Annotated in this window: 28 protein-coding genes; 8 read left to right on the top strand and 20 right to left on the bottom strand. The window is 61.4% G+C overall.

What is annotated here, in order from left to right; translation table 11 throughout:
* Positions 1-107: 107 nt before the first annotated feature.
* The 10 genes from RLW41_RS09360 to RLW41_RS09405 all read right to left on the bottom strand — a co-directional run bounded on the left by RLW41_RS09360 (position 108) and on the right by RLW41_RS09405 (position 8,584).
* The gene (locus RLW41_RS09360) at positions 108-362 is read right to left on the bottom strand and encodes a hypothetical protein (RefSeq protein ID WP_414464316.1); all 255 of its coding nucleotides are present in this window, start codon (positions 360-362) and stop codon (positions 108-110) included.
* 116 nt (positions 363-478) lie between these two features.
* Positions 479-2,308, bottom strand: a complete 1,830-nt coding sequence (gene typA, locus RLW41_RS09365) for a translational GTPase TypA (protein ID WP_414464317.1) — start codon at positions 2,306-2,308, stop codon at positions 479-481.
* 198 nt (positions 2,309-2,506) lie between these two features.
* Positions 2,507-3,286, bottom strand: a complete 780-nt coding sequence (locus RLW41_RS09370; protein ID WP_409561568.1) for a hypothetical protein — start codon at positions 3,284-3,286, stop codon at positions 2,507-2,509.
* A gap of 74 nt (positions 3,287-3,360) precedes the next feature.
* Positions 3,361-4,089 (bottom strand): site-2 protease family protein, encoded by a 729-nt coding sequence (locus tag RLW41_RS09375; RefSeq protein WP_414464318.1) that lies wholly within the window; start codon positions 4,087-4,089, stop codon positions 3,361-3,363.
* Between the two features lie 53 nt (positions 4,090-4,142).
* A complete protein-coding gene (locus RLW41_RS09380; RefSeq protein WP_414464319.1) occupies positions 4,143-4,667 on the bottom strand; it encodes a hypothetical protein in 525 nt (174 codons plus the stop codon).
* 1 nt (position 4,668) lies between these two features.
* Complete coding sequence (locus RLW41_RS09385) at positions 4,669-4,875, bottom strand: molybdopterin-binding protein (protein ID WP_409561571.1); 207 nt, start codon at positions 4,873-4,875, stop codon at positions 4,669-4,671.
* A 26-nt stretch (positions 4,876-4,901) separates the two neighbouring features.
* Positions 4,902-5,762, bottom strand: coding sequence for an N-carbamoylputrescine amidase (gene aguB / locus RLW41_RS09390; RefSeq protein WP_013950245.1), 861 nt, complete (start codon positions 5,760-5,762; stop codon positions 4,902-4,904).
* Positions 5,763-6,788, bottom strand: coding sequence for an agmatine deiminase family protein (locus tag RLW41_RS09395; RefSeq protein ID WP_409561573.1), 1,026 nt, complete (start codon positions 6,786-6,788; stop codon positions 5,763-5,765). It abuts the gene before it with no gap.
* Positions 6,789-6,943: 155 nt separating this feature from the next.
* A complete protein-coding gene (locus tag RLW41_RS09400; protein WP_013950247.1) occupies positions 6,944-7,162 on the bottom strand; it encodes a hypothetical protein in 219 nt (72 codons plus the stop codon).
* A gap of 195 nt (positions 7,163-7,357) precedes the next feature.
* Entirely contained in the window at positions 7,358-8,584 is a 1,227-nt protein-coding gene (locus RLW41_RS09405) for an argininosuccinate synthase (RefSeq protein WP_414464320.1), read from the bottom strand.
* Positions 8,585-8,733: 149 nt separating this feature from the next.
* Here RLW41_RS09405 and RLW41_RS09410 point away from each other — a divergent pair, with 149 nt between their 5' ends.
* Both RLW41_RS09410 and RLW41_RS09415 read left to right on the top strand, forming a co-directional pair.
* A complete protein-coding gene (locus RLW41_RS09410; protein WP_414464321.1) occupies positions 8,734-9,348 on the top strand; it encodes a 2-hydroxychromene-2-carboxylate isomerase in 615 nt (204 codons plus the stop codon).
* Between the two features lie 187 nt (positions 9,349-9,535).
* Entirely contained in the window at positions 9,536-10,393 is an 858-nt protein-coding gene (locus RLW41_RS09415; protein ID WP_414464322.1) for a hypothetical protein, read from the top strand.
* 53 nt (positions 10,394-10,446) lie between these two features.
* Here RLW41_RS09415 and RLW41_RS09420 read toward each other — a convergent pair whose 3' ends face one another.
* From RLW41_RS09420 to hslV, 6 genes are all read right to left on the bottom strand, one after another.
* On the bottom strand, positions 10,447-11,031 hold the full coding sequence (locus RLW41_RS09420; RefSeq protein ID WP_414464323.1) for a hypothetical protein: 585 nt from the start codon (positions 11,029-11,031) through the stop codon (positions 10,447-10,449).
* Positions 11,032-11,150: 119 nt separating this feature from the next.
* Positions 11,151-11,828, bottom strand: coding sequence for a hypothetical protein (locus tag RLW41_RS09425; protein ID WP_414464324.1), 678 nt, complete (start codon positions 11,826-11,828; stop codon positions 11,151-11,153).
* Positions 11,829-11,913: 85 nt separating this feature from the next.
* On the bottom strand, positions 11,914-13,107 hold the full coding sequence (gene rlmN / locus RLW41_RS09430; protein WP_414464325.1) for a 23S rRNA (adenine(2503)-C(2))-methyltransferase RlmN: 1,194 nt from the start codon (positions 13,105-13,107) through the stop codon (positions 11,914-11,916).
* Between the two features lie 141 nt (positions 13,108-13,248).
* The gene (gene hslU / locus RLW41_RS09435; RefSeq protein ID WP_409561581.1) at positions 13,249-14,553 is read right to left on the bottom strand and encodes an ATP-dependent protease ATPase subunit HslU; all 1,305 of its coding nucleotides are present in this window, start codon (positions 14,551-14,553) and stop codon (positions 13,249-13,251) included.
* Complete coding sequence (locus RLW41_RS09440) at positions 14,550-15,644, bottom strand: hypothetical protein (protein ID WP_414464326.1); 1,095 nt, start codon at positions 15,642-15,644, stop codon at positions 14,550-14,552. The genes hslU and RLW41_RS09440 overlap by 4 nt, the downstream gene beginning before the upstream one ends.
* Positions 15,645-15,660: 16 nt before the next feature.
* Positions 15,661-16,233, bottom strand: coding sequence for an ATP-dependent protease subunit HslV (gene hslV / locus RLW41_RS09445; RefSeq protein WP_409561583.1), 573 nt, complete (start codon positions 16,231-16,233; stop codon positions 15,661-15,663).
* A gap of 174 nt (positions 16,234-16,407) precedes the next feature.
* On the opposite strand from hslV, the gene hisB reads away from it, so the two are divergent.
* From hisB to hisH, 3 genes are all read left to right on the top strand, one after another.
* The gene (hisB, locus tag RLW41_RS09450; protein WP_409561584.1) at positions 16,408-16,998 is read left to right on the top strand and encodes an imidazoleglycerol-phosphate dehydratase HisB; all 591 of its coding nucleotides are present in this window, start codon (positions 16,408-16,410) and stop codon (positions 16,996-16,998) included.
* Between the two features lie 83 nt (positions 16,999-17,081).
* On the top strand, positions 17,082-17,552 hold the full coding sequence (locus RLW41_RS09455; protein WP_414464327.1) for a DUF2628 domain-containing protein: 471 nt from the start codon (positions 17,082-17,084) through the stop codon (positions 17,550-17,552).
* Between the two features lie 197 nt (positions 17,553-17,749).
* Positions 17,750-18,403, top strand: coding sequence for an imidazole glycerol phosphate synthase subunit HisH (gene hisH / locus RLW41_RS09460; RefSeq protein WP_414464328.1), 654 nt, complete (start codon positions 17,750-17,752; stop codon positions 18,401-18,403).
* Between the two features lie 167 nt (positions 18,404-18,570).
* Here hisH and RLW41_RS09465 read toward each other — a convergent pair whose 3' ends face one another.
* From RLW41_RS09465 to RLW41_RS09475, 3 genes are all read right to left on the bottom strand, one after another.
* Positions 18,571-18,918 (bottom strand): hypothetical protein, encoded by a 348-nt coding sequence (locus RLW41_RS09465; protein ID WP_013950263.1) that lies wholly within the window; start codon positions 18,916-18,918, stop codon positions 18,571-18,573.
* 225 nt (positions 18,919-19,143) lie between these two features.
* Positions 19,144-19,512, bottom strand: a complete 369-nt coding sequence (locus RLW41_RS09470; protein ID WP_013950265.1) for a hypothetical protein — start codon at positions 19,510-19,512, stop codon at positions 19,144-19,146.
* Positions 19,513-19,761: 249 nt separating this feature from the next.
* On the bottom strand, positions 19,762-20,082 hold the full coding sequence (locus RLW41_RS09475) for a hypothetical protein (RefSeq protein WP_409561588.1): 321 nt from the start codon (positions 20,080-20,082) through the stop codon (positions 19,762-19,764).
* A gap of 253 nt (positions 20,083-20,335) precedes the next feature.
* On the opposite strand from RLW41_RS09475, the gene hisA reads away from it, so the two are divergent.
* From hisA to RLW41_RS09490, 3 genes are read left to right on the top strand one after another with little or no spacing between them, the layout of a single operon-like run.
* A complete protein-coding gene (gene hisA, locus RLW41_RS09480) occupies positions 20,336-21,064 on the top strand; it encodes a 1-(5-phosphoribosyl)-5-[(5-phosphoribosylamino)methylideneamino]imidazole-4-carboxamide isomerase (protein ID WP_414464329.1) in 729 nt (242 codons plus the stop codon).
* The gene (locus tag RLW41_RS09485) at positions 21,061-21,285 is read left to right on the top strand and encodes a hypothetical protein (RefSeq protein WP_409561590.1); all 225 of its coding nucleotides are present in this window, start codon (positions 21,061-21,063) and stop codon (positions 21,283-21,285) included. Before hisA ends, RLW41_RS09485 begins: the two co-directional genes overlap by 4 nt.
* 12 nt (positions 21,286-21,297) lie before the next feature.
* Positions 21,298-22,914 carry a peptide chain release factor 3 gene (locus tag RLW41_RS09490; RefSeq protein WP_414464583.1) on the top strand — a complete coding sequence of 539 codons (1,617 nt, stop codon included), beginning with the start codon at positions 21,298-21,300 and terminating at the stop codon, positions 22,912-22,914.
* A gap of 192 nt (positions 22,915-23,106) precedes the next feature.
* Here the strand turns inward: RLW41_RS09490 and RLW41_RS09495 are convergent, their stop codons facing one another.
* Positions 23,107-23,418, bottom strand: coding sequence for a hypothetical protein (locus tag RLW41_RS09495; RefSeq protein ID WP_409561591.1), 312 nt, complete (start codon positions 23,416-23,418; stop codon positions 23,107-23,109).
* Between the last annotated feature and the right edge of the window lie 158 nt (positions 23,419-23,576).

Consider the following 23,576-nt stretch of genomic DNA (forward strand, 5'->3'; position numbering starts at 1 on the left):
CAAAGGCGGTCACTCAAGTCAAATTGTGGGTGCTGTTGGAAATCGGTTGGCCATAGAACGCAGACGGCCCCCACCGGCCGTCCGCGCCGAAATCTTGACCTTGAAAATCAGTCAGCGGTCATATTGAGGAGCTTGAAGTCCTTGTCGAACTTCAGGTCGTAAGCACCGTTCTTGCACTTGGCGTCATCAAGCTCGAAGACGCCGGTGCCTTCCGTTTCCTTTTCCCACTTGCCGCCTTCGCAGCCCACAGCAGAAGCCGCGGCCGTCGCGCTCTTCATTTCCTCCTCGGTGAGGGGCGTGTCTGCGATGGCCGGCATGGACATCGCGAACACCGCACCAGCAACGATGGCGAAACGTTTCATCAGGTCTCTCTCCTATGACATGGTCTCAACCATGATCATTTGTGGGCGGAAATTGACCCCTTCAACCCGGGAATTTTTCCCCGAGCCTCAAATTATGCAAATGAACCGCGTTATCGTCAGCCCGCGCGTTCCGCTTCGCTCTTGCGGCTCTGACGCTTGCGCTCGTTGGGATCGAGCCAGCGCTTGCGCAGGCGGATGTTCTTCGGCGTCACCTCAACCAACTCTTCGTCGGTGATGTAGCTCATCGCCTTTTCGAGGGTCAGGCGCATCGGCGGCGTCAGCAGCACGGCGTCGTCCTTGCCGGACGCACGGACGTTGGTCAGCTTCTTGCCCTTGATGACGTTCACTTCGAGATCGTTGTCGCGCGAATGCTCGCCGACGATCATGCCTTCGTAAACGCGGTCCTGCGGATTGATCATGAAGGGGCCGCGATCCTGAAGATTGAAGATCGCGTAAGCCACCGCTTCGCCCGGACTGTTCGAGATCAGAACGCCCGTGCGGCGTCCCGCGATCTCACCCTTGAACGGTTTATAGGAGTGGAACAACTTGTTCATGATACCGGTGCCGCGCGTGTCGGAGAGCAGCTCCGCCTGATAGCCAAGGAGGCCACGCGTCGGAACGTGGAACACCATGCGCGTGCGTCCGCCACCCGAGGGGCGCATTTCCAAGAGGTCGCCTTTGCGTTCGGACAGCTTCTGCACGACGACGCCGGTGTAGTCATCGTCGACGTCGATGATGACTTCTTCGATCGGCTCCAAGCGCTGGCCGGTCTCGGCGTCGGTCTCGAACACGACCTTCGGACGTGACACGGTCAACTCGAAGCCTTCGCGGCGCATATTCTCGATCAGGATCGCGAGCTGAAGTTCGCCGCGGCCCGAGACCGAGAAGCTATCGCGATCTTCGTTTTCGACAACGCGGATGGCGATGTTGCGCTCAGCTTCCTTCAGCAGACGATCGCGAATAACGCGGCTTTGGACCTTGTCGCCTTCCTGACCTGCGAACGGGCCGTCGTTGATGCGGAAGTTCATTGACAGCGTCGGCGGATCGACCGGCTGAGCCGGCAACGGATTTTCAACCGAAGGATCGGCAAGCGTATCGGCAACGTTGGCTTCGCTCATACCGGCGAGGGCGATGATGTCACCGGCGCTCGCCTGCTCAACCGGCACGCGCTCGAGGCCGTGGAAGGCGAGGACCTTTTGCACGCGGAACGTCTCGAGGACTTTGCCGTCGCGGTCCATCGCTTTGAGCTGCTGGTTCGGCTTGACGGTTCCTGACGTGATGCGGCCGGTCAAAATACGGCCGAGGAACGGATCGGCGTCCAGCGTCGTCGCGAGCATGGAGAAGGGGCCGTCATTGACCTCCGGCGGCGGCACGTGTTGCAGGATCAGGTCGAACATCGGCGCCAGATTTTCTGCCGGGCCTGACGGATCACGGGCCATCCAGCCGTTGCGGCCGGACCCATAGAGAACCGGAAAATCGAGCTGCTCATCGGTCGCGTCGAGATTGGCAAAGAGATCGAAGACGTCATTCAAGACCTCGACGTGGCGTTCGTCCGGGCGGTCGATCTTGTTGATCGCGACGATCGGGCGGATGCCACGCTTCAGGGCTTTGGAAACGACGAACTTGGTCTGCGGGAGCGGACCTTCAGAGGCGTCGACCAGAACGACGACGCCGTCGACCATGTTCAGAATGCGCTCGACCTCACCGCCGAAGTCGGCGTGGCCTGGCGTATCGACGATATTGATGCGCGTACCTTTCCATTCGACGCTTGTGCACTTGGCGAGAATGGTGATGCCGCGTTCGCGCTCGATGTCGTTGGAATCCATCGCGCGTTCGGCGACTTTCTGGTTGTCGCGGAAGGAGCCGGACTGCTTCAGAAGCTCGTCGACGAGGGTCGTTTTGCCATGGTCGACGTGCGCGATGATCGCGATATTGCGAAGGGCCATTTGGAACCTGAGGTTATGGGAAGCGCCGCGGGCCGTGCCACTGCGGCGCAATATTGGCCTCGCACCTAGCATGACGGGGCAGGGCAGGGCTAGGGCGGCACGCAATAAGTTGGGTGCGGCTTAACAGTCAAACAAGGGATCCGGTGCGGGATTTGGCATGGAATTTGTTTTGGCGAGACGGGAAAGGGTGCAGGCCGGTCATCGGCTCGGCGTGGTGCGGCCTTCGCCGCCCGTTTCTTCCTGGTCGCGGAGCTTCGCCAAAAAGGTGTCAATGTCGGGCCGGGGCGAGGGCTCGCGGCCGAGCTTTTTGCGTTGATACTCTTCCATGACGCGGGCCGAGACTGCGGCGCCGGGCGTCTTAAGGCGGCGACTTCCGGCGACCAGCAGCGGATGCTGTGGCTCTTCCAGGTCGAGTTCTTCGAGGAAGGTTTCGCGCAGGGCATAGAACGCCTGCAGGATGGCATCGCGAACGAGAGCTTTTTTATCTTTCGTGATGTCGTTTGCGACGCGCGGATCCAAGGTCTGCAGGGCGCGGCGCATGTCGTGCAGCGGCGCATACGGATAAAGGCCAACGAGCCCCTCCGTTTCACCGGCATTACGATAGACGATGCGCATGGTGTCGATGGTCTCGCTGACTTTGTAATAGGCGGCGAGGTAATCGTCGGTCGCGAGATAGGGCTTTTCGCAGGTCGACAGTAGGACGGATTTGGTGCGCACGATGTTGCGCCATTCCTCTTCCAGGCTTTCGACGAAGTTTGAGCGCTTCTGGTAGATGTTCGAAATATAGGCGACGCCGCCCGTCGCGATCAGCAACGACATATCGCGCATGAAGTCATAGAAGTTGTTGGCGGCGGATATGACGAACGGTGGGATACCGGGAATGTCGTTGGCGAATTTCGAGGCGAGCAAAAGAAGCAATACGAGCCCCAGCAGCCAATAGAGCCGCGCGAGTGTGCGGTTGACGGAGACGCGGGTCATCACTGGCTCCCGGCGAAGGGGTTAAAGTGGCCGCCAGATATGCACGGAGATAAGACGCTTTTGCAATCGTGGTGCTAGCGGTCTTCGGCGTCGGCGGGGCGTTTCAGAATAGCCCAGTTCATGATGGCGATCTGTGCGCCGATCAAAAGCAGGACCAGATTGTGATTGAAGCTGGCGTAAGCGGTGTAGGCGCTCCATAGTCCGACGGCGATACCAAGGAGCGCTATCGCGCGGATCGCGAACGTGCGGGACAAGACGGCGCCTAGGATGTCGCGATAAATCCGTCCGCCGTCGAGCGGGAATGCAGGCAGCAGGTTGAACACCAGCATTGCGAGATTGATGCGCGCCAGCATGAAAGCGGCATAAATGGCCCATGGATTGTTCGCAAGCCAGGGCATCGGATCAATCGGACCAAATTGACCGGTGATGCCGATTTGAGGCTGGCCGAGCACGTGCCAGCACAGCAGGAAAAGCAGCCCATTGGTCAGCGGCCCGGCGAACAGGATCAGAATGTTGGCGAGCGTGGAGGGTGCAGCTTGCAGCATCCGCGCGTAGCCGTAGAAGCCGCCAACCAGAATTTCGCCGACGGGTACGCGGAAGAGGCGCGCGATCGTTGCGTGGCCAAGCTCGTGCAGCAGCACGGACAGAAAGACGCCGATCGTCAGGATCACGAAGGTGTTGGGCGAACTCAGAAGGACATTCCATAAAAAGATCGGCACCAGAATGAAGGTGATGTCGATCTTGATTGGGATGCCGCCGAGCCGGAACAGTTCCAGTCTCGGGGTGTCGCTAAGAAAATTCATAATGGTCCGCCGGAATGCAGAATTGGGTGTTGAAGCCGACAAGCGGCTTCACGCTATTCGGCCTGACGGATCGTGAATTTGATCGCATCTTTCTTGACGTTGCTGATCTCGACGGTGAACGGACCGGGATCGAGATTGAAGCGCACGCTTTTGCGAACGCCGTCACAGTCGGTCTTGCCGCTATGCGCCGTCGGCTTCAGGGCCTTACCGTCCTGAATGACGTCGATCCAGGCGGGAGCGTCCAAAGAAAACTGATAGGCGCCGGGCGCGCTGCTCGGACTGTCGAACGCGATGATGCCGCCATAAGCCTCGCCGTGTGGTTTCAGGCGGCCCGTCGGCGCGACGGGAAACGAGACGGCGCTCATCGGTTCGAGCGCCAGCTTCACAGCCTTTTCCGGAGGCGAAGGCAGCTTGCCGCCTGAAGCGACATCCTGGCTTTCCGACTTCATCCATTTGAGTTCGGTCGTGATGGGCCACGTGAAGCTGTTGCAGCCGCCTGTCTCTGCTGCGAACGCTGAAGCAGAGGTCGCCACCACAACGACGCCAACCATTGCCGAAAGAAGATGGATCTTTTTCATATCATTCGACCGCGATCATCACGTCGGATGATTTGATGACGGCTGATGCAGACATGCCCTTGACCAGACCGAGATCGTCGACGGACTCATTGGTAATCGACGCCGTCACGATTGTGCCACCGATGTCGATGCGGACGTGCGCCGTTGTTACTCCCTTGGTGACCTCGACGATCTTTCCCTTAAGCACGTTTCTGGCACTGATCTTCATGCGGCACTCCTGATGTCGCTGGGTAATCAGATGATACTCTTAGCATAGAGATCGGTGCGCCGGTCGCGAAAGAATCCCCAGTCGGCGCGATAGCTCTCGATCAGATCTAGATCGAATGTGTGGACGAGCACGCCTTCATCGTCGGCATCGAACTTTTGAACCAGCTCGCCGCGGTGGTCGCTGATGAATGAGTGGCCGTAGAATTTCTGCTTCACCCCGTCATTGTCTTCGAGACCGGTGCGATTGGCGGCAACGATCGGGACGGCATTCGACACGGCATGGCCCTGCATGGCGCGCTGCCACTGGAGATGAGTGTCGAGGCTCGAATCATAGGGTTCCGAGCCGATGGCGGTCGGGTAGAACAGAATTTCCGCGCCTTGAAGCACCATTGCGCGGGCGGTTTCGGGATACCACTGGTCCCAGCAGATGCCGACGCCGATTTTGCCGGCCTTCGTGTTCCAGGCTTTGAAGCCGGTATCGCCGGGGCGGAAATAATATTTTTCCTGATAGCCTGGACCATCCGGAATGTGACTCTTGCGATAGACGCCGAGGATCTCGCCGTCGGCATCGGCAATGGCGATGCTGTTGTAATAGCGCGGGCCGTCCTTCTCGAAGAACGAGATCGGAATGACGACGTTCAGCGATTTTGCAAGCTCGCGGAGCCGCAACACCGCCGGATGCTCCATCAGCGGCCGTGCCGTCTCGAACCACTTCGGGTCCTGGCGCGTGCAGAAGTAGATGCCTTCGAACAGCTCCGACGGCAAAATCACTTCGGCACCGCGGCCAGCAGCCTCACGGACGAACGCTTCCGTCTTGGCGATGTTGGTTTCGAGGTCCGGACCGTAGGACGTTTGAATGCTCCCGACGGTGATCGAGCGTCGCGCCATCTACAGAGGCTCCTGTTGAGTGATGCAGTGAAAAGATCCGCCGCCGGCTTCGCCGCAGCCGAGCAGACCTCGGGACGATACGCCGACGACTGCACGCGTTGGGAAGACGGCTTGGAGCGCTGAAAGCGCGTCGGCTTCCGTAGCAGTCCCATAAATCGGAACGACGACAACGTCGTTGGCGATGAGGAAATTCATATGGGACGCAGGCGAGATTTCGCCAAGAGCATTGCGATAGAGTCCGACACCGGGGATGCGGACGACGTCGAGCTTGCGGCCCATCGCGTCCGTCGCCTTTTCAAGCGATGCGGCGATGGCGTTCAGGATTTCAGCGTTCGGATCGTCAGGCCCGGCGGGCGCCTGACAGACGACGCGGCCCGGTGCCACGAAGCGAGCGATGTTGTCGACGTGGCCGTCGGTGTGGTCGTTCTTCAGGCCTTCGTCGATCCAGATGACTTTCTTCGCGCCGAACGCGCGAGCAAGTTCGGCTTCGGCGGCCTCCTTGGTCCAGCCGTTGCGATTGGGGTTGAGCAAGGTCTGCTGTGTGGCGAGGATCGTGCCTTCGCCGTCGTGATCGACAGCGCCGCCTTCGAGCACAAAATCGAAGCGTCGCACGGGAACGTCTGACAAGCGCGCCACGTCATCGCCGACGGTCGCATCGTCGGGCAGATCGTATTTGCCGCCCCAGCTGTTCGTCTTGAAGCGCAGCGCCACGCGGTCGTTGCCGAGTTGAGCGAAGATCGGGCCGGTGTCGCGTAGCCAGATATCGCCGTACTTCGCCGGGATCAGTTCGGCGGCATCACGAAGCGCGGCTTCCGCCGACGCCTTGGCTTCCTCGCCGTTGACGAGCAGCCGGACCTTGTTGCCGGCGAGGCTCAGGGCGCGAACGAGGGCAGCCACGTCGCGGCGCGGGGTTTCAAGATCGCCGTTCCACTCATCGGGATCGGCGGGCCACGCGGTCCAGATCGCTTTCTGGGGCGCCCATTCGGCAGGTGTCACCACCGGCAGGCCGTCGGCCGCGACTGTCATATTTCGGTCCTCGTCAATCATATGGAGAGCGACATGCTCTTTAGAAGCAGGCCATGTCGGGGATGGGGTCCGCCGCGTCAAGAGTAGAGATGCGACGGAGCCGAAAATCGCGGCCGGGGCAGCGAATTGTTTACCAATGGCCGGGTTCGGGCGCGTCAGACGCCCCGGCTGAAGATCGTCCCGAGCAGCCCGACGATGATGGCTGCCGGAATGACGACCATCGCGATTGCGCCGATGGTCACTGCTAGCCCAAACATCACGAAGGCGATGACGCCGAACAGCAGGATGGCGGCTAGGAAAACAACGAGCTTGAAAAGCCATTCCCGCCAGCCGGTGAGGACGGTCGTTTCGCCGTTTCTCGTGATGACGATCATGGCGGATATCCTTCCGATGTGGTGCGCGCCGGGAAAAGAGCGCCTCCTACGTCGAGTCTGGGGCGAAAGAAGACCGCGGAAAACCTAGTCGAGGCGGCAACGACTGTCTATTGGCGGGATGTCGCTCGCACGTGTGAGGACATGATTGGAGCGCCGGCGGGTTCATTGCCGCGAACCCGCCGCCGGCACACAGATTTAGCCGTTTCTTTTGCCGAGCGTGCGCAGACGCAACGCGTTGAGCTTGATGAAGCCTGCGGCGTCTTTCTGGTCGTAGGCGCCCTTATCGTCTTCGAAGGTGACGAGGGTCGGCGAATAGAGCGATTTCGTGCTTTCGCGGCCGACGGTGATGACGTTGCCCTTGTAGAGTTCGAGCGTCACTTCGCCTTCGACATTCTCCTGGCTCTTGTCGATCAAGGCCTGGAGCATCTCGCGCTCGGGCGAGAACCAGAAGCCGTTATAGATCAGCTCGGCGTAGCGCGGCATGATCTCATCTTTCAGATGCGCGGCGCCGCGGTCGAGCGTCAAGCTTTCGATGGCGCGGTGGGCAGCGAGCAATATTGTGCCGCCGGGCGTTTCGTAGACACCGCGCGATTTCATGCCGACGAAACGGTTTTCGACGAGATCGATGCGGCCGATGCCGTTATCGCGGCCGAGATCGTTCAGGGCTTTCAGCAGCGTCGCGGGCGAGAGTGCCTGACCATTCAGAGAAACGGCGTCGCCGTTCTTGAAGCCGATCTTGATGATCGTGACTTTGTCGGGCGCATCCATCGGCGAGATCGTGCGCTGATAGACGACTTCCGGCGGCTTCTTCGCCGGGTCTTCCAGCACTTTGCCTTCGGACGAAGAATGCAGAAGGTTGGCGTCGACCGAGAACGGCGATTCCCCTTCCTTGTCCTTGGCGACTGGAATCTGATGTTCGCGCGCGAACTTCAGAAGCTCTTCGCGGCCCTTGAACGTCCATTCGCGCCACGGGGCGATGATCTTAATGCCGGGTTCAAGCGCATAATAGCCAAGCTCGAAGCGGACCTGATCGTTGCCCTTGCCGGTCGCGCCGTGGCAAACGGCGTCGGCGCCGACCTTGCGCGCGATCTCGATCTGCTTCTTGGCGATCAGCGGCCGGGCGATCGAGGTGCCGAGCAGATAGATACCTTCGTAAAGCGTGTTGGCGCGGAACATCGGGAACACGTAGTCGCGGACGAACTCCTCGCGCAGGTCTTCGACGAAAATGTTCTCCGGCTTGATGCCGAGCATCAGCGCCTTCTGGCGGGCGGGCTCAAGCTCTTCGCCCTGGCCGAGATCGGCCGTGAACGTCACGACTTCGGCGCCATACGTCTCTTGCAGCCATTTCAGGATGATGGAGGTGTCGAGGCCGCCCGAATAGGCGAGGACAACTTTCTTCACGGATTTGGGCGCGGCGCTCATGGACGATATGGCTCTTCTGGCTCTTGAGATGAGATTGGGCGGGAAACGCGCGGCACTATAGGGTCGGCGGCGCTACCCGCAAGTGGAGTAGACGGGGGAAACCGACTTGTCGCAACGAAAGTCGGCGTTTGGCGAAGATGGGGAGCAGAATGGGACCGACGATTATCTTTTGGTACGAATTCGCGTCGACCTACTCCTATCTCAGCGCGATGCGCATCGCGGATGCAGCCCAGCGGGCAGAGGTCGAGGTCGAATGGCGGCCGTTTCTGCTCGGCCCGGTCTTCAAATCGCAAGGCTGGGACACGTCTCCGTTCAATCTTTATCCGGCCAAAGGCCGCTACATGATACGCGATATCGCGCGCACGGCAGCGGCGCGCGGACTCGCCTTCCAGATGCCAGCGACGTTCCCCGGCAACGGCCTGAAGGCTGCCCGCCTCGCCCTTGCTGCCAAGGCGCAGGGAGAGATCGGCGGTTTCACCCGTGCCGTCTATGCGGCGGCGTTCGGGAAGGGTTTGGACATCTTCGATGACGCTGTCTTGACGGACTGCCTGCTGTCCGCCGGTCTTAATCCGGAAGCGACGCGCACGCTGGCTTCGGACCCGGCTGTCAAAGCCGCCTTGCGCGCCAACACGGACGAGGCGCAGGCGCTGGGAATTTTCGGAGCGCCGAGTTTCACGACCGGCGATGGCGAACTGTTCTGGGGTGACGATCGGCTGGATCAGGCGCTGGCGTGGGCATGCGCGAAAACGCCGGCAAAATCGTGAGGCTTTTTACGCGGTGTTACAGCAGCGCGATGAAGACCTTACGAGATTGTATTGCTGCGCATTCGCGCTTTTGCATTGCACTCGATTCGTGAACATAAAAAAGGCTTTCGGCGGGTGTTTGCGGGTATTTATGACCCGCGGAAGCTGTTAGAAGCGCGGGAACTAATCTCAGTGGGGGAGATGGGGCGTGGCCAGATCGATTCGAATCGTCGGAAGGCTCGTTTGGATCGGGCTGTTGAGCGGCGCAATGGCGTTGCCGCTGGGCGCCGAAGAAATCACCGTAACAATCCCGCCGGACGATACGCCCGCCCAGACGCAGTCCGCCACGGATCCGACCGCGCACCCGACCGACGAGACAGCGCCGCAAAATTCAGCCCAGGCCGAACCTGCGGCTTCTGAACCTGCTCCTTCCGGGCCTGCAGCGGCAGCACCCGTTGCCCAACCCGAGCCAACGCCGGCTCCCGCCGCGGAATCGCCCGCCGAGGCTGCTCCTCCCGCCGCTGCGGAAGCGGCTCCGGCGGCGGCGCCTGCCACCCCTGTTGTGAAGAAAACGCATAAGAAAACAAAGAAAGCGGCTAAAGCCGCGGCTCCCGCGAGCGAAGGCACAGCGGAAGCCACGCCTAAGAATACGGCGAAGAAGACGAAGTCGGCTAAGGCGTCGTGTCTCAATCTGACCGAAGATCAGTGCGGGGCCAACACGGCCTGCATCTGGGTGGCGGCCGGCACTAACGATGCCGGTAAGGCCACCAAGGCGCGGTGCCGGTCAATGGCGATCCTGAAACGGGAAATCGACAAGGCCGCGAAAGCTGCCAAGACGAAAGAGCCGGAAGTCCTGCCGTGGGCCAAGAATGCGACCACGGGCTCGACCGCTACGACGGCGACGGCCGAGACAAAGCCGGAAAAGAAGAAGACCGTTCATCACAAGAAAGCCAAGGCGAAACCCGCTGCGGCGACGCCTCCGGCTGATGCGGCTCCTGCCGAGGCCCCGGCTGCCAGTAGCGGTGACTCGGTTGCGCCCCCGTCGGATGCGGGCGGCGCTGACTAAGCCGTGATTTCCAAGGTGCGGGCTGGTTTACTTCGGGGCCGGCTCGGTATCCGTCAGTGTAGGTAGCCGGACCAACGTGGCGTGACGGGGACGTTGCGCTCCAGGCTTTTCCGGCCTTCGTCGCTGCCAAAAACCAGACGCCATTGGGCGCAAGCAGCGTCGGCGGCATCCATGGCGGACGTGCTGGCGCGGGCGGTCGGGGCTGCGACGGCGTAGGGAACGCCGTAGGAGAGCATCATCGCCATCATCGGCGCCTGATAAAGCGTCCAGGGGGTCGCGCCCCAGAAGGCTTGGACGGCAGGAGGAAAGACCGGGTTCGGCATCATTGGGCGTGAAGCCGGGGCTGATTGCCCGGCGGACCAATAGGCCGAACAAGCATTGGCCATTGCCAACCACGACTGCATGAGATCGGGCTGGGCGGGCGGTTGCGGTTTTGCGACCGGAGCCCAGGCTTCGAACCAAGCCGCCCATGGCGCGACGGGCTCCGCAGGACGGAGATTTTCCGGCGTCATTTCGTCATAGAGGCGCTTTTGGCACGCGAGGGAGGCCGCAACGGAGGCTTGACCCATCTCGAACATGGCTTCCGTCGCTTTCTGGAGAAAGCGGAAGTGCAGGGCGCAATCGAACACAGGCGTCATCCCTCTAGCTCTGCGACAATATATCATGGTTGCTGCGATGCAGCAACAGCGAAGCAGCAGGGCAACGGCTTTGGTTAATCACGTCTGCGCGAGGGGAGCGCGTCGAGGGATGAGCGCGGTCAACTGCGCGAGGATGGCGGAGCCTCGTCGTCCTGCGTGGGCGTAGCCGTGACGCCGGGGACCGCCGAGGCGTCACGTTTGGCAAACTTCAGCCGTTCGAGGGTCGGCATACGCCAAAGCCGCCGGTCTTCGATCGTTTCGGTAACGGGGGGATGGGTGATGACGACACTGACGTCGTCTTCTTTATCGGGACGTGGCGGGGCGGTTTCCGGCGTGGGCGCGGTTACCAGTGCGGGTGTCGGTGCGGGAGCACGGCCCGCAAATTGTCCGGCGGCGAGCCAGTAGACGAAGCCGCCAAAGAAGCCAACCGTCAGGAATGTCTTGATCGCGTAATCATTGAAGATCGTCGGCTGGCCGGCCACTTCGCTGGCGTACTGGGCACTGAAACCGAGCAACGCGATGACGATGCCGGCGAGAAGATAAAACGACAGTGCACGGATCGAAAACCATTCTCCGATCGCGGCCACGATCAAAACGAAGAAGGCTGAGAAAATTGCGATGTGGGTTGCGGCGAGCAGCGACAGGTCGATGATTTCACCAAGCGTCTTGGGCCAGCGGCTGGATGAGCCGGGCAGAACGCCGACATCGACAAAGAGGACGGTCACGAGGCCTGCGGCCAAGCTCGCAAGCGTCAAGCCGAATACGATCCGCGCCAATGTGCCGATTAGTCTGAGCACGAGAACTCCGCCCCAAGTCGCCCTGGCGCGGAGTGTATATAGCCAGCAGCTCGGGGCTCAATAGGTATTCGGGCTGAGCCGCCGATTAGGGATTTGCCGTAGGAGCCGCGCGATCCTTGGCGGCCACGCGCTGACTTTCGGACCGAAGTTGTCCGCAGGCGGCGAGAATATCGCGTCCACGCGGCGTGCGGACGGGGCTTGCGTAGCCTGCGCGGTTCACGACGTCGGCGAAGCGTTCGATGGTTTCCCAATCCGAGCATTCGTAGCGCGAGCCCGGCCACGGATTGAACGGGATCAGGTTGATTTTCGCCGGAATTCCCGACAGCAGCCGTACCAGCGCGCGGGCTTCGGCAAGGCTGTCGTTGACGCCCTTCAGCATCACATATTCGAAGGTGATGCGGCGCGCATTCGAAAGGCCCGGATAATTGCGGCAGGCCTCCATCAGCTCGGCGATGGGGTATTTCTTGTTGATCGGCACGAGTTCATCGCGCAGCGCGTCGTTCGTCGCGTGCAGCGAGATCGCGAGCATGGTGTCGGCTTCTTCGCCCCACCGTGGGATCTCGGGAACAACGCCCGACGTCGAGAGCGTGATGCGCCGCTTCGATAGCGACAGGCCTTCGCCGTCGGAGGCGACGTCCATCGCGGCTTTGACGTTGTCGAAATTATAAAGCGGTTCGCCCATGCCCATCAGCACGACGTTGGTGATCTTGCGTTCCGCGTTCGGAAGCAGACGGCCGTCGTCGGGGCCTTTCGCGCCGGGCCAATCGCCGATGCGGTCGCGCGCCAGCATGATCTGGCCGACAATTTCTTCGGCTTCGAGATTGCGCACGAGGCGCTGGGTGCCGGTATGGCAGAATGAGCAATTCAGCGTGCAGCCGACCTGGCTCGAAATGCAGAGCGTGCCCCGGTCGCTTTCCGGAATGTAGACGGTTTCGATTTCCGGCGGCCGGGCCTCGTGGCCGCGTTTTGCCAGGCGAAGAAGCCACTTGCGCGTGCCGTCGACCGAAATTTGCTCGGAGACGATCTCGGGCCGGTCCAGTGTGTAAAGGTCGGCGAGTTGACGGCGGAGGTCTTTGGAGACGTCCGTCATGTCCTCGAAGCTCGTGACGCCACGCACGTAGATCCAGCTCCAGAGCTGACCGACGCGCATGCGGAGCTGTTTTTCCGGCACGCCTGCAGCGGCGAGCGCGAGCTTCAAGCGGTCGCGCGTCAGACCTGCGAGCGAAGGCTTCGCGGCGGACGTATCGGTATCAATCTTAACCAAGGGAGCGGCGGTCATAACTTAAAAAATCAGCTTCGAGTTGCGGAAGTGGCCCTTTTACAGGCGTTTGCGGCGGATTGGTAGTCGCAGGACGTCGCGCTCCTTATTTGATGGCGCTTAGCGACATGCGTTCCGCGCGCCGGCCGCCAAGCGCCGACGTTAAAGGATAAACCGGCTGAGGTCGGCGTTTTTCGAGAGTGGGCCGACGCGCTCTGTCACGTAGGGGCCGTCGATGACGACGGTGGCGCCGCTCTTGTCGGAGGCTTCGAACGAAACCTCATCGAGCACGCGTTCCAGCACCGTCTGCAGACGGCGCGCGCCGATGTTCTCAACGGTCGAATTCACTTCGACGGCGGCGTCGGCCAGCGCGTCGATGGCGTCGGGCTTGAATTCGAGCGTCAGGCCTTCCGTCTGCATCAGGGCGACGTACTGCTTGATGAGGCTCGCCTGGGGTTCCGTCAAAATGCGTTTCATGTCATCGCGCGTAAGCGCATTGAGCTCGACGCGGATCGGCAGGCGGCCTTGCAACTCAGGCAGCAGGTCCGACGGCTTGGAGACGTGGAAGGCGCCGGATGCGATAAAGAGAATGTGGTCGGTTTTCACCGGGCCGTACTTTGTCGCGACCGTGGTGCCTTCGATCAACGGCAGAAGATCGCGCTGGACGCCTTCGCGCGAGACATCGGCGCCACCACGCGCGCCGTCGCTACGCGAGGAGATTTTGTCGATCTCATCGAGGAAGACGATGCCGTTGTTTTCGACCGCAGCGATCGCTTCGCCGGAGATCTGATCGCTGTCGATCAGTTTGTCGCTTTCCTCGGCAATGAGAATGTCAAAGCTGTCTTTAACGGTCACGCGGCGCGACTTCGTCCGCTGGCCGAGCGCCTTGCCTAGCATCTCGCTGATGTTGATGGTTGCCATCGAACCGCCGGGCATGTCGAACGTCGGGATGGGCGACGCCGTATCGGCGACAAGGATGTCGATTTCCTTGTCGTTCAATTCATTGTTGCGCAGCTTCTTGCGGAAGCTATCGCGCGTGGATGGTGAGGCGTTCGAGCCGACGAGCGCATCGAGTACGCGTTCCTCCGCGGCTTTCTCGGCTTTGGCGCGGACGCCTTGGCGTTTCGATTCTTTGACGAGGCCCAAGCCGACTTCGACGAGATCGCGGATAATGCTTTCGACGTCGCGGCCGACGTAGCCGACCTCGGTGAATTTCGTGGCTTCGACTTTGAGGAACGGCGCGCCCGCGAGTTTCGCCAAGCGGCGGGAGATTTCGGTCTTGCCGACGCCAGTCGGGCCGATCATCAAGATGTTCTTCGGCAGGACTTCGTCGCGCAACTCGCCGGTCAATTGCTGGCGGCGCCAGCGATTGCGCAACGCGATGGCGACGGCGCGCTTGGCGTCCGCTTGGCCGACGATGTAGCGGTCGAGTTCGGATACGATTTCACGCGGGGAAAAGTTGGTCATTGTCTCGCTTGCGGAAGGTAGGGACCGATGGGTGTGGCGTTCAGCACCGGCAGCAGGCGGTTGCGCAGCGGGTGCCAGAAGACGCCGAGGATCAAGACGAAGCCGCCAACGAGGGCAAGCGTCAAGGTGAAGGACGAGGGAGCGTTGCCGCTATGAGGCAGCTCCACGCCACCGCTCAAGAGATCGTAGACCGCGCCGCAGAAGTAGGCGAGCGACGAGACGAGCAGTGCGCGCCGATCTATGGCCAGCGCAAAGAGGCCAAGTGCCAGAACGGTCAGAAGCACGACGCCAGAAGTCATCAAGCCGTTGGTTGAACTTTTGATCAGCATGATCATCGGCGAGACGATCAGTGCGGCGGCGACGAGATGCAGCCAGAAGGCGCAATCGGAAAAGCGCATGACGCGCTTGGGGTCCTTCGCATCGTAGAACAGCGCGACAAGCAACACGAAGATGCCGTAACCGAATGCCGCAAACGATAAGCCGAGCCCTATCGAGTAAAGACCTTTGCTGACGACGGCGTAGCCGAAGAACGCCATCAGGCCGAGCGCGAACGGCAGGCGGAAGCGCAAGTAATAGACGAACGCCGCGATGAGGGCTGGCAAGCCGAACACAAGTGTCGGATTGCGCCAGAATGCGAGTTCGGAAGCGGTATCCCAGTTGGAGGATTTGAAGTTGTCCCAGTGAAGCTGGACGACGACGGCGGAGGCTGCGAACGCAACGAACAGCAGAGAGAGCACCATTCCAGGCAGCACGGCGCGCAGCCGTCCGACGAGAATTTCGCTCAAGATCCAGAACGTGGCGGCGGCGACAGCCAGTGTCGCGACCCAGCTGATGCCGAAAAGTCCGGTGGACGTAACGGTGAGAAACGCAGCCGCGATCAGCAGCACGCCAATGGTCAGGAAAACGTCGTTGAAGCCGTTGAGGAAGCGGAAGCGTTCCTCATCGGCCAGCACGGACGGTTCGCCGTCGGGTCCGAGCGGCGCGGCGTCGGGACCATGGCGCATGGCACGCAGCTTCTCGGCTTGCGCGGCGTCGATGACGCCCGCGTCGACGGCTGCCTGAAGATCGTCAGAGGATGGTCCGTTGGCCATGAGCGGGCTCGCGCCGTTACGATGTCTTCGCGTCGAGGCTTTCGACGACGATGTTCGAATTCGTATAGACGCAAATCTCGGCGGCAATGGACATGGCCTTGCGGGCGATGGCTTCGGCGTCGAGCGGTTGGTCGATCAAGGCGCGCGCGGCGGCAAGCGCATAGTTGCCGCCGGAGCCGATGCCGGCGATGGCGTTTTCGGGTTCCAGCACGTCGCCGGTGCCTGTCAGGACGAGGGTCGTTGTGGCGTCGGCGACGATCATCATAGCTTCCAGGCGGCGCAGGAAGCGGTCAGTGCGCCAGTCTTTCGCCAGTTCGACGGCGGCACGGGTCAACTGGCCGGGGTATTGCTCAAGCTTGGCCTCGAGCCGCTCGAACAAGGTGAAGGCGTCGGCCGTCGCGCCTGCGAAGCCGCCAATCACGTCGCCTTTGCCCAGGCGGCGGACTTTTTTGGCATTCGACTTGATGACCGTTTGGCCCAGGCTGACCTGGCCATCACCGGCAACTACAACTTTGCCGCCCTTCCGGACCGTCAGGATCGTCGTGGCGTGCCAGCTCGGAAGGCCGGCATTTTGGCTCTGGTGCGTCATATGTATCGCGTCAGTTAAGCTTTTGGCGGGAAGATGCAAGGTGGGTGGGCCTTGGCCTGTCGGGTGACAAGCTGATAAAGGCTCGGGGAGCTGCGGGTAAGGACTTTTTTACGGGCCTTGGCGACTCCCGTTCCGGGAGCCGGCCGCCAAGGCTAAAGTTGGAGAGGGATTCACGTGAAGCGGCAGGCGACGATAACGCGCAAGACCAAGGAGACCGAGATCTCCGCGACCGTCGACCTCGATGGGACGGGCGCCTACGACGTTTCGACGGGGATCGGTTTTCTCGATCACATGCTGGAGCAACTCGCCCGGCATTCTCTCATCAACATTACGCTCAGGGCCAAAGGCGACCTGCACATCGATTTCCACCACACGGCCGAGGATACGGGCATCGTGCTGGGGCAGGCGATCGCCAAGGCGCTCGACGATAAAGCCGGGATCGTGCGGTATGCCGACGTGCATCTGCCGATGGACGAGACGCTGACGCGCGTGGCGGTCGACGTTTCGGGGCGGCCGTTTCTGGTCTGGAAGGTGGATTTCACGCGGCCGAAGCTTGGCGAGATGGACACCGAGCTGTTCCGCGAGTGGTTCCAGGCATTTGCCCAGAATGCCGGCATTACGTTGCACGTCGAAAACCTTTACGGCGAGAACAATCACCATATCGCGGAGACCTGCTATAAGGGCCTCGCGCGGGCGCTGAAGGCGGCGGTTGCGATCGATCCGCGGCAGGCGGGTCGCATTCCGTCAACGAAAGGCGCGCTTTAACGTTCGAGCCGGTCGACCTGACGGATCTGGCTGACGGATCTGGGCGGCGCGCCGTTCGAATGGAGCAAGGAGCTTTGAGTTCTGTGTCGACCTACACCGTGCATGAGCCGCCGGATGCCGATGCTGATCGCATCGATCGCGGCGTCGAGCTTGAGTTCGTCAAAGACGGGTTTTCGTGGTTGACCGCGATCTGTCCGCCGCTCGGGTTTGTGGCGAACGGCGTCTGGCTGATGGCGATTGCCTATCTCGCGGGTTCGGCGCTGCTCGGCTACGTGCTGAATGCGCTGAAAGTCAGCCCGGACAGCATCGGCATCATCTTTCTGATGATCAACGTCTACCTTGGCTTCGAGGTGTCGAGCCTGAAGCGGTGGATGTTGGACCAACGCGGCTGGCAGATGATTGGCGTCGTCAACGGCAAGTCGATTGCTGAGAGCGAGCGGCGGTTCTTCGAAGGCTGGCTGCCGGAGCAGCCGGTGATCGCGCGCGATGACGCCGCTGGTGCGTCGTCGAGGGCGCGCGGATCACGCTTCTGGCCGTTCGGCATTGGGGCTTGAGCATCACGCGCGCGCATTGTTCTTCCGGGTTGCGCGTCGTGGGACGATCGCAATCCGGGTCGCATCGTCCGCGTCGTTGAGACTGGGTCCCAGGTCTCGCAAGAGGGCTCACCCGGGATGACAATTGGCGCGGCTTGCGGCATTGGAAGCTGGCACAATTTATCTCACTGAAGATTCCTCCGAGGCCCGGTCTTCTCATGCAAAGCGTCGTTATCATCGATTACGGGTCGGGCAATCTGCACTCGGCGGCGAAAGCGTTTGAAAGTGCGGCGCGCGAGAGCGAGGCCGATGCCCGGATCATCGTCAGTCCGCGGCCTGAAGATGTGCTGGCGGCGGATCGGATCGTGCTGCCGGGTGTCGGGGCATACGGCGACTGCAAGCATGGGCTCGAACGCGTGCCGGGGCTCATCCCGGCGCTGGAAGAGACGGTGCGGCAGAAGGGTCGGCCGTTTCTCGGCATTTGCGTCGGCATGCAGCTTTTGTCCGAGCGGGGGCTCGAATTCGTCGAGACGCCGGGGCTTGAGTGGATCAAAGGTGAAGTGCGTGCGATTGCACCCAGCGATCCGGAATTGAAAATTCCGCACATGGGCTGGAACACGCTCAACGTTGTCCATCCGCATGCGTTGCTCGACGGCATTCCGACCGGCCCGGACGGCTGGCACGCGTATTTCGTGCATTCGTTCGCGATGGTGCCGACAGAGCGGCGCGTCGTCGTTGCCGAGACAGATTACGGCGGGCCGATCACGGCGTTCGTCGCCGACGGCAATATCGCGGGCACGCAGTTTCATCCCGAGAAGAGCCAGAAGCTCGGTCTCAAGCTGATTGCGAATTTCTTGAAGTGGAAGCCGTAGATATTGACGTCATGCCGACGGAGGTCGGCATCCAGTCAGCGAGCAAATGTCTGGCAAGCTGAGGCTTGGCTGGATCCCGGCCTGCGCCGGGATGACGTTCAGCGGGCGTGTCTATCACCCGATCTCTAACCCCTTCCCGATAGGGAGCAGGAAGTCAGAAGCCGAAGTCACCGCGCGAGCGTGCCGACGGCCGATTGAATGACCGTCCAGACGCCGCGCGGGACGTGCCATGTGCCATCGGTATCGTCGTCTTCGAGGCGGCCTTCGAGCCAGGTGAGACGTGCCGTGCCGGCCGCGTCGGCGCGACCAAGTTCGTGGACGGCGAGTTCATCAGGAGAATCGAAAAGGATCGCGAGGCGTCGCTTGATCTGTTCGGCGCCGAGCCAGGTTCTGACGTACCAGACGCCGTTGCCGGCGGGGGCGTATTCGGTCGCGATGTAGGGGAGCGAGAACGTCACCGTCCAGGTGTCCTGGTTGGCGGATTTGGGGGTGTGATGGAGAAGGAAGGTCTTCATGGCGCTAATCCGGTACTGGGCGGGGGGAGCTTTGGGGGAGCAGGCATGAGGTACGCAGTACGCGACGTGAAAAACGCAAAGTGAAAAAAGGAGCCGGGGATCATGAGGCAGTTGGGGGGCATGATCCCCGGGTCTCCAGCATCGGCCTTTGGACGAGACGAGCCCGTCGGGAAGGCTAGGGGGAGAGAAAGACCCGCCCCGCCCAAAGACCGGAATTCGTGGGCGTCAGCCGGCTTTCGCGAACGGCAGCTCGGGCTCCATCGGCTCGGCGGCAGCTGTTGCGGGAAGCGGGAAGGCGATGACGTTGCCATCGGGTGCGAGATCGACGCTGGGGCGGCGCTGGCGGAACCAGCGGAGCGACGTGTTCGTCATTGCGGCGTCGCGCTTCGTCGCCTGGATCAGGAGGCCGTCATCTTCGGCGAGGAGCGCGCGGAGATCGGTCTCGAGTTCCACTTCTTCGCGTTCGGACATGACGTACCAGGTGTTCGACAGTGGCCGGGCCCACTTGTCGCCAATGCCCATGATGGCCTGGGCGACGACGTGCTGATTGCGGGTCGGGTGGGCGAGATCGTACGAGATGAGGTAGGTGCGCATGGGGGCTCTCCTAGTGTTTCGGGAGGGTCGAACACGCTACTCTGACCCAGGGTGGCGCCTGACTTGCGGCGTCGTGAACATAGGAAGAACATGCCACGACTCAGAACGGTTGTCCAGCATTTGTTCTAAAATTGTTCTTGTCGGAGTCTTAACGTCGTGGTAGGGACAACAGGTTAAAATAATTAAGAATTTCGGCCTTAAGCGGGGCGTTACACCCCGGGCCCAAGCGGAACATGTGCCGGCGGCCCGTTACGCCTCGGGAAACAGGCTCAGCTGATTGGGATCAGGGTGCGCGGACGTCGGAATGCGCCGGTGGGGACCGGGATCGAAGCGCGGCTCAAGGCCCGGAAAACGCCGCTGGAACTCAGCCAGCGCCCTGGCGCGGGCGCCGGGGAAGCGCACTTCCTCCCAGATTTCATAGAGGCGGCGCGGGTCGCAGGCGTAGCGGCGCTGCAGGTCCGTCGGGCGGATGCGCATCCAGCGGGCGATCCAGATGTCGACCGCGTCGTCCTCGGTTAGGGGACGGCGGGCAACGGCAGGCGGCGGCTCGACAAGAAACGCGGTAGCCATGGAACACTCTTACTTTTGCGCATTGCGACTCCTTCCGGTGGAGTCGGCTGTTTCTTCGATTGCGCGCTGCGACACGCGTTCCGCGAGCCGGCCGCAGCGCGTAGGTCTTGACGTAGCCTGCGATCCGCGATTGATCGCACGGAACATTTAGGAACCCAAGATAGCAATCTGATGGCCGGATTGTCGCGCCGGATATGGCGCGAATTCGTCCTCTCCCTGACGGGAGCAGGAATTTACCCGCGAGACAAAAGCATTGATCCTATTCCCTGCCATAGACCTTAAAGACGGCCAGTGCGTCCGGCTGAAGCTCGGCGAAATGGACGCCGCGACCGTGTTCAACGACGATCCGGCGGCGCAGGCGGTGAGCTTCGAGCGCCAGGGCTTCAAATATCTGCATATCGTCGATCTCAACGGTGCGTTTGCCGGCAAGCCCGTGAACGGCGCCGCCGTCGAGGCCATTCTGAAGGCGATCTCCATGCCGGCGCAGCTCGGCGGCGGCATTCGCGATCTGGCGACGATCGAGGCGTGGCTGGAGAAAGGCATTCGCCGCGTGATCCTCGGCACGGTCGCGGTGCGCGATCCGGCGCTTGTGAAGGACGCGGCGAAACGCTTTCCAGGCCAGGTCGCGGTCGGAATTGACGCCAAGGGCGGCAAGGTGGCCGTCGCGGGTTGGGCGGAGACATCGGAGCTGACGGCTGTCGATCTGGCGAAGCGGTTCGAAGACGCGGGTGTTGCGGCTATCATCTATACCGACATCGAGCGCGACGGCGTGTTGAAGGGGCTTAATCTGCCTGCCACAGCTGCGCTCGCGCAGGCGACGCGCATTCCGGTCATCGCGTCGGGAGGTCTTGCGTCCATCGCCGATGTGCGCGACCTGATGAAACCTGAATACCGCATGCTCGAAGGGGCCATCACGGGCCGCGCGCTCTACGATGGCCGCCTCGACGCCAAAGAAGCGCTCGAACTTCTGGAGACGGCATGAAGATCGGTGACAAAGTTCGTGTGCTGGGCGTTCCGGATGGCGTGCCCAAAGATAACAAGCAGCTCATGACGCTGTTTCGCGGCTGCGTCGGCAAGACGTTTCCGATCGTCAAGTTCGACGACGGACTGGTCGAGCTGCATGTCGGCGAAGTTTTCGGCAAGTCCGCCGAGCATCACCAAATCTGGCTCGATCCGAGCCAAGTGCAATTGATTGAGGCCTGAACTTTGAACGTCATGACGCAAGGCGCGTCGGCCGAGCCGATGCTGCCGCCTGAAATTGCGCGGCGGCGCACGTTCGCGATCATCTCGCACCCTGACGCCGGTAAAACGACGCTGACGGAAAAGCTGTTGCTGTTCGGCGGAGCGATCCAGATGGCGGGCGCAGTGAAAGCGCGCGGCGAGCGGCGGCGCACGCGTTCCGACTGGATGCAGATCGAGCAGCAGCGCGGCATCTCGGTGACGTCGTCGGTGATGACGTTCGAGCGTAACGGCATCGTCTACAACCTGCTCGATACGCCGGGCCACTCCGACTTCAGCGAAGACACCTATCGTACGCTGTCGGCGGTCGACGCCGCCGTGATGGTGATGGACGCGGCGAAGGGCATCGAAAGCCAGACGCGCAAACTGTTCGAGGTTTGCCGCCTGCGCGATATTCCGATCATCACCTTCATCAACAAGATCGACCGCGAGGCGGAAGATCCGCTGACGCTGCTTGATCAGATTGCGGCGGACCTGGCGCTCGATCTCGTGCCGATGGCGTGGCCCGTTGGCATGGGCACGGATTTTCGCGGTGTACTCGATCTCGTCGGCAATAAGATTTTGCTTCCCGAGAGCGCCGAGCGCGGCGCTTCGTACGGGCATTCGCAACCGCTCGAAACGTTCGAGGGACTGCGCCGCATCGAGGGAATCGACGAGCGTATCGCTGAGAAGACGATCGAGGCTGTGGAACTGGCGCAGGGTGCGCTGCCGCAGTTCGATCTACAGGCCTTCCGCGAAGGGCATCTGTCGCCGGTGTTCTTTGGCAGCGCCTTGAAGAATTTCGGCGTCGAGCAGCTTCTCGACGCGCTTGGCGCCTGGGCGCCGGGGCCGCTGCCGCGCGATGCAACGCAGCGGACGGTGCAGCCGGGCGAGGATCAGGTTACCGGCTTCATCTTCAAGGTGCAGGCCAACATGGACCCGAACCATCGCGACCGTATTGCGTTCATGCGGATCTGCTCGGGCAAGTTCAAGCGCGGCATGAAGATGCTGCACGTCCGAGATAACAAGCCGATGACGATCTCGTCGCCGACGTTCTTCTTCGGCCAAGGCCGCGAGACTGCGGACGAAGCCTGGGCGGGCGACATCATCGGCGTACCGAACCATGGAACGCTGCGCGTCGGCGATACGCTGACAGAAAAAGAGAGCCTGAAATTCACCGGCATTCCGAATTTCGCGCCGGAGCTTCTGCGCCGCGTCGTTATTCAGGATGCGATGAAGGCGAAGCAGCTCAACCGCGCTTTGGACGATCTGGCGGAAGAGGGCATCGTGCAGGTGTTCACCCCAATCGCGGGCGGGCGGCAAATTCTCGGCGTCGTCGGGCAGCTGCAGTTCGAAGTTTTGCAGTCACGTGTGGCCAACGAATACAGCGTACCGGTGTCGCTGGAACAGTCGCCGTTCGAAGTGGCGCGGTGGATCTCGGCGGATGATCCGGCGGCGTTGCAGAAGTTCGTCAATGCGCATCGGGGCGAGATCGCGACCGATCGTGACGGGGCGCTCGTGTTCCTCGCGGAGAGCGCCTGGATGCTAAAATACAAGACCGAGCGCTTCCCCGAAATCAAATTCGCCGCACTCCGGGAACGCGGCGAATCCTAATTCGATTGTAGGCATGCTGAGCAGCTAAAGGCGGCGTGGCTGCGGGAGCGACCGCTGCTGCGCCCAAAAACGGGTATCTGCGAGAACATTGCCGCTTGCGGCGGCCACTCCCGCCAATTTGATATTCCGGCGATCGCCGTCGGAGGTTTGATCCGCGTCAAATTCCCGCAAACAGACGAATAAGGCGCGGCCTCAGACCGATATATTTGGCTCCCGCCTCTGCGGGTTGTTGAACTTGCCTTCCACGCCTTCCAGCCACTTATGCAGCGCGGTTTCGAGGGCATCCGTCTGGGCGGACGCCTTGCTGTGCTGCAGCTCCGTTATGGTGCCTTCCGCGTCCAGCGAGCCGCGAATGGTGTCGTGCTGATCAATGAAATTGGTCAGGGCGTCGGCTTGATCGCCAATGATGCCATGGGCTTCGAGCTGGGTGCGGGCCTGTGTAATACGGTCCTGGATTGCGGCCAACCGGGCGCGAAGGTTCTTAGGGGCAAATTCGTCGACCATAGATTTTCAGGTTCCCTTGCAAATTTTTGCGCGTAGTCCCGCGAGAGGGCATAACTTCCGAAGTGCGCGAGAGTTCCCTCAGGGAGACCGTTAATATGCTCGACGCTGACGGATACGGCGTGATAGTTGCCTAGCCACGGGGCGTGATACCGGAGCTC

It is taken from the genome of Hyphomicrobium sp. DY-1 (assembly GCF_047497105.1).
Taxonomy (GTDB): domain Bacteria; phylum Pseudomonadota; class Alphaproteobacteria; order Rhizobiales; family Hyphomicrobiaceae; genus Hyphomicrobium_B.

Bases quoted from the DNA above. Each gene is read 5' to 3' on its own strand.
- RLW41_RS09385 (WP_409561571.1), bottom strand. From the start codon at position 4,875: ATGAAGATCAGTGCCAGAAACGTGCTTAAGGGAAAGATCGTCGAGGTC.
- RLW41_RS09370 (WP_409561568.1), bottom strand. From the start codon at position 3,286: ATGACCCGCGTCTCCGTCAACCGCACACTCGCGCGGCTCTATTGGCTG.
- hslV (WP_409561583.1), bottom strand. From the start codon at position 16,233: ATGACGCACCAGAGCCAAAATGCCGGCCTTCCGAGCTGGCACGCCACG.
- RLW41_RS09410 (WP_414464321.1), top strand. From the start codon at position 8,734: ATGGGACCGACGATTATCTTTTGGTACGAATTCGCGTCGACCTACTCC.
- RLW41_RS09440 (WP_414464326.1), bottom strand. From the start codon at position 15,644: ATGGCCAACGGACCATCCTCTGACGATCTTCAGGCAGCCGTCGACGCG.
- hisH (WP_414464328.1), top strand. From the start codon at position 17,750: ATGCAAAGCGTCGTTATCATCGATTACGGGTCGGGCAATCTGCACTCG.
- RLW41_RS09360 (WP_414464316.1), bottom strand. From the start codon at position 362: ATGAAACGTTTCGCCATCGTTGCTGGTGCGGTGTTCGCGATGTCCATG.
- RLW41_RS09475 (WP_409561588.1), bottom strand. From the start codon at position 20,082: ATGGCTACCGCGTTTCTTGTCGAGCCGCCGCCTGCCGTTGCCCGCCGT.
- RLW41_RS09380 (WP_414464319.1), bottom strand. From the start codon at position 4,667: ATGAAAAAGATCCATCTTCTTTCGGCAATGGTTGGCGTCGTTGTGGTG.
- RLW41_RS09485 (WP_409561590.1), top strand. From the start codon at position 21,061: ATGAAGATCGGTGACAAAGTTCGTGTGCTGGGCGTTCCGGATGGCGTG.
- RLW41_RS09400 (WP_013950247.1), bottom strand. From the start codon at position 7,162: ATGATCGTCATCACGAGAAACGGCGAAACGACCGTCCTCACCGGCTGG.
- RLW41_RS09495 (WP_409561591.1), bottom strand. From the start codon at position 23,418: ATGGTCGACGAATTTGCCCCTAAGAACCTTCGCGCCCGGTTGGCCGCA.
- hslU (WP_409561581.1), bottom strand. From the start codon at position 14,553: ATGACCAACTTTTCCCCGCGTGAAATCGTATCCGAACTCGACCGCTAC.
- RLW41_RS09395 (WP_409561573.1), bottom strand. From the start codon at position 6,788: ATGACAGTCGCGGCCGACGGCCTGCCGGTGGTGACACCTGCCGAATGG.
- aguB (WP_013950245.1), bottom strand. From the start codon at position 5,762: ATGGCGCGACGCTCGATCACCGTCGGGAGCATTCAAACGTCCTACGGT.
- RLW41_RS09490 (WP_414464583.1), top strand. From the start codon at position 21,298: ATGACGCAAGGCGCGTCGGCCGAGCCGATGCTGCCGCCTGAAATTGCG.
- RLW41_RS09405 (WP_414464320.1), bottom strand. From the start codon at position 8,584: ATGAGCGCCGCGCCCAAATCCGTGAAGAAAGTTGTCCTCGCCTATTCG.
- RLW41_RS09470 (WP_013950265.1), bottom strand. From the start codon at position 19,512: ATGCGCACCTACCTCATCTCGTACGATCTCGCCCACCCGACCCGCAAT.
- RLW41_RS09420 (WP_414464323.1), bottom strand. From the start codon at position 11,031: ATGACGCCTGTGTTCGATTGCGCCCTGCACTTCCGCTTTCTCCAGAAA.
- rlmN (WP_414464325.1), bottom strand. From the start codon at position 13,107: ATGACCGCCGCTCCCTTGGTTAAGATTGATACCGATACGTCCGCCGCG.
- RLW41_RS09465 (WP_013950263.1), bottom strand. From the start codon at position 18,918: ATGAAGACCTTCCTTCTCCATCACACCCCCAAATCCGCCAACCAGGAC.
- typA (WP_414464317.1), bottom strand. From the start codon at position 2,308: ATGGCCCTTCGCAATATCGCGATCATCGCGCACGTCGACCATGGCAAA.
- RLW41_RS09375 (WP_414464318.1), bottom strand. From the start codon at position 4,089: ATGAATTTTCTTAGCGACACCCCGAGACTGGAACTGTTCCGGCTCGGC.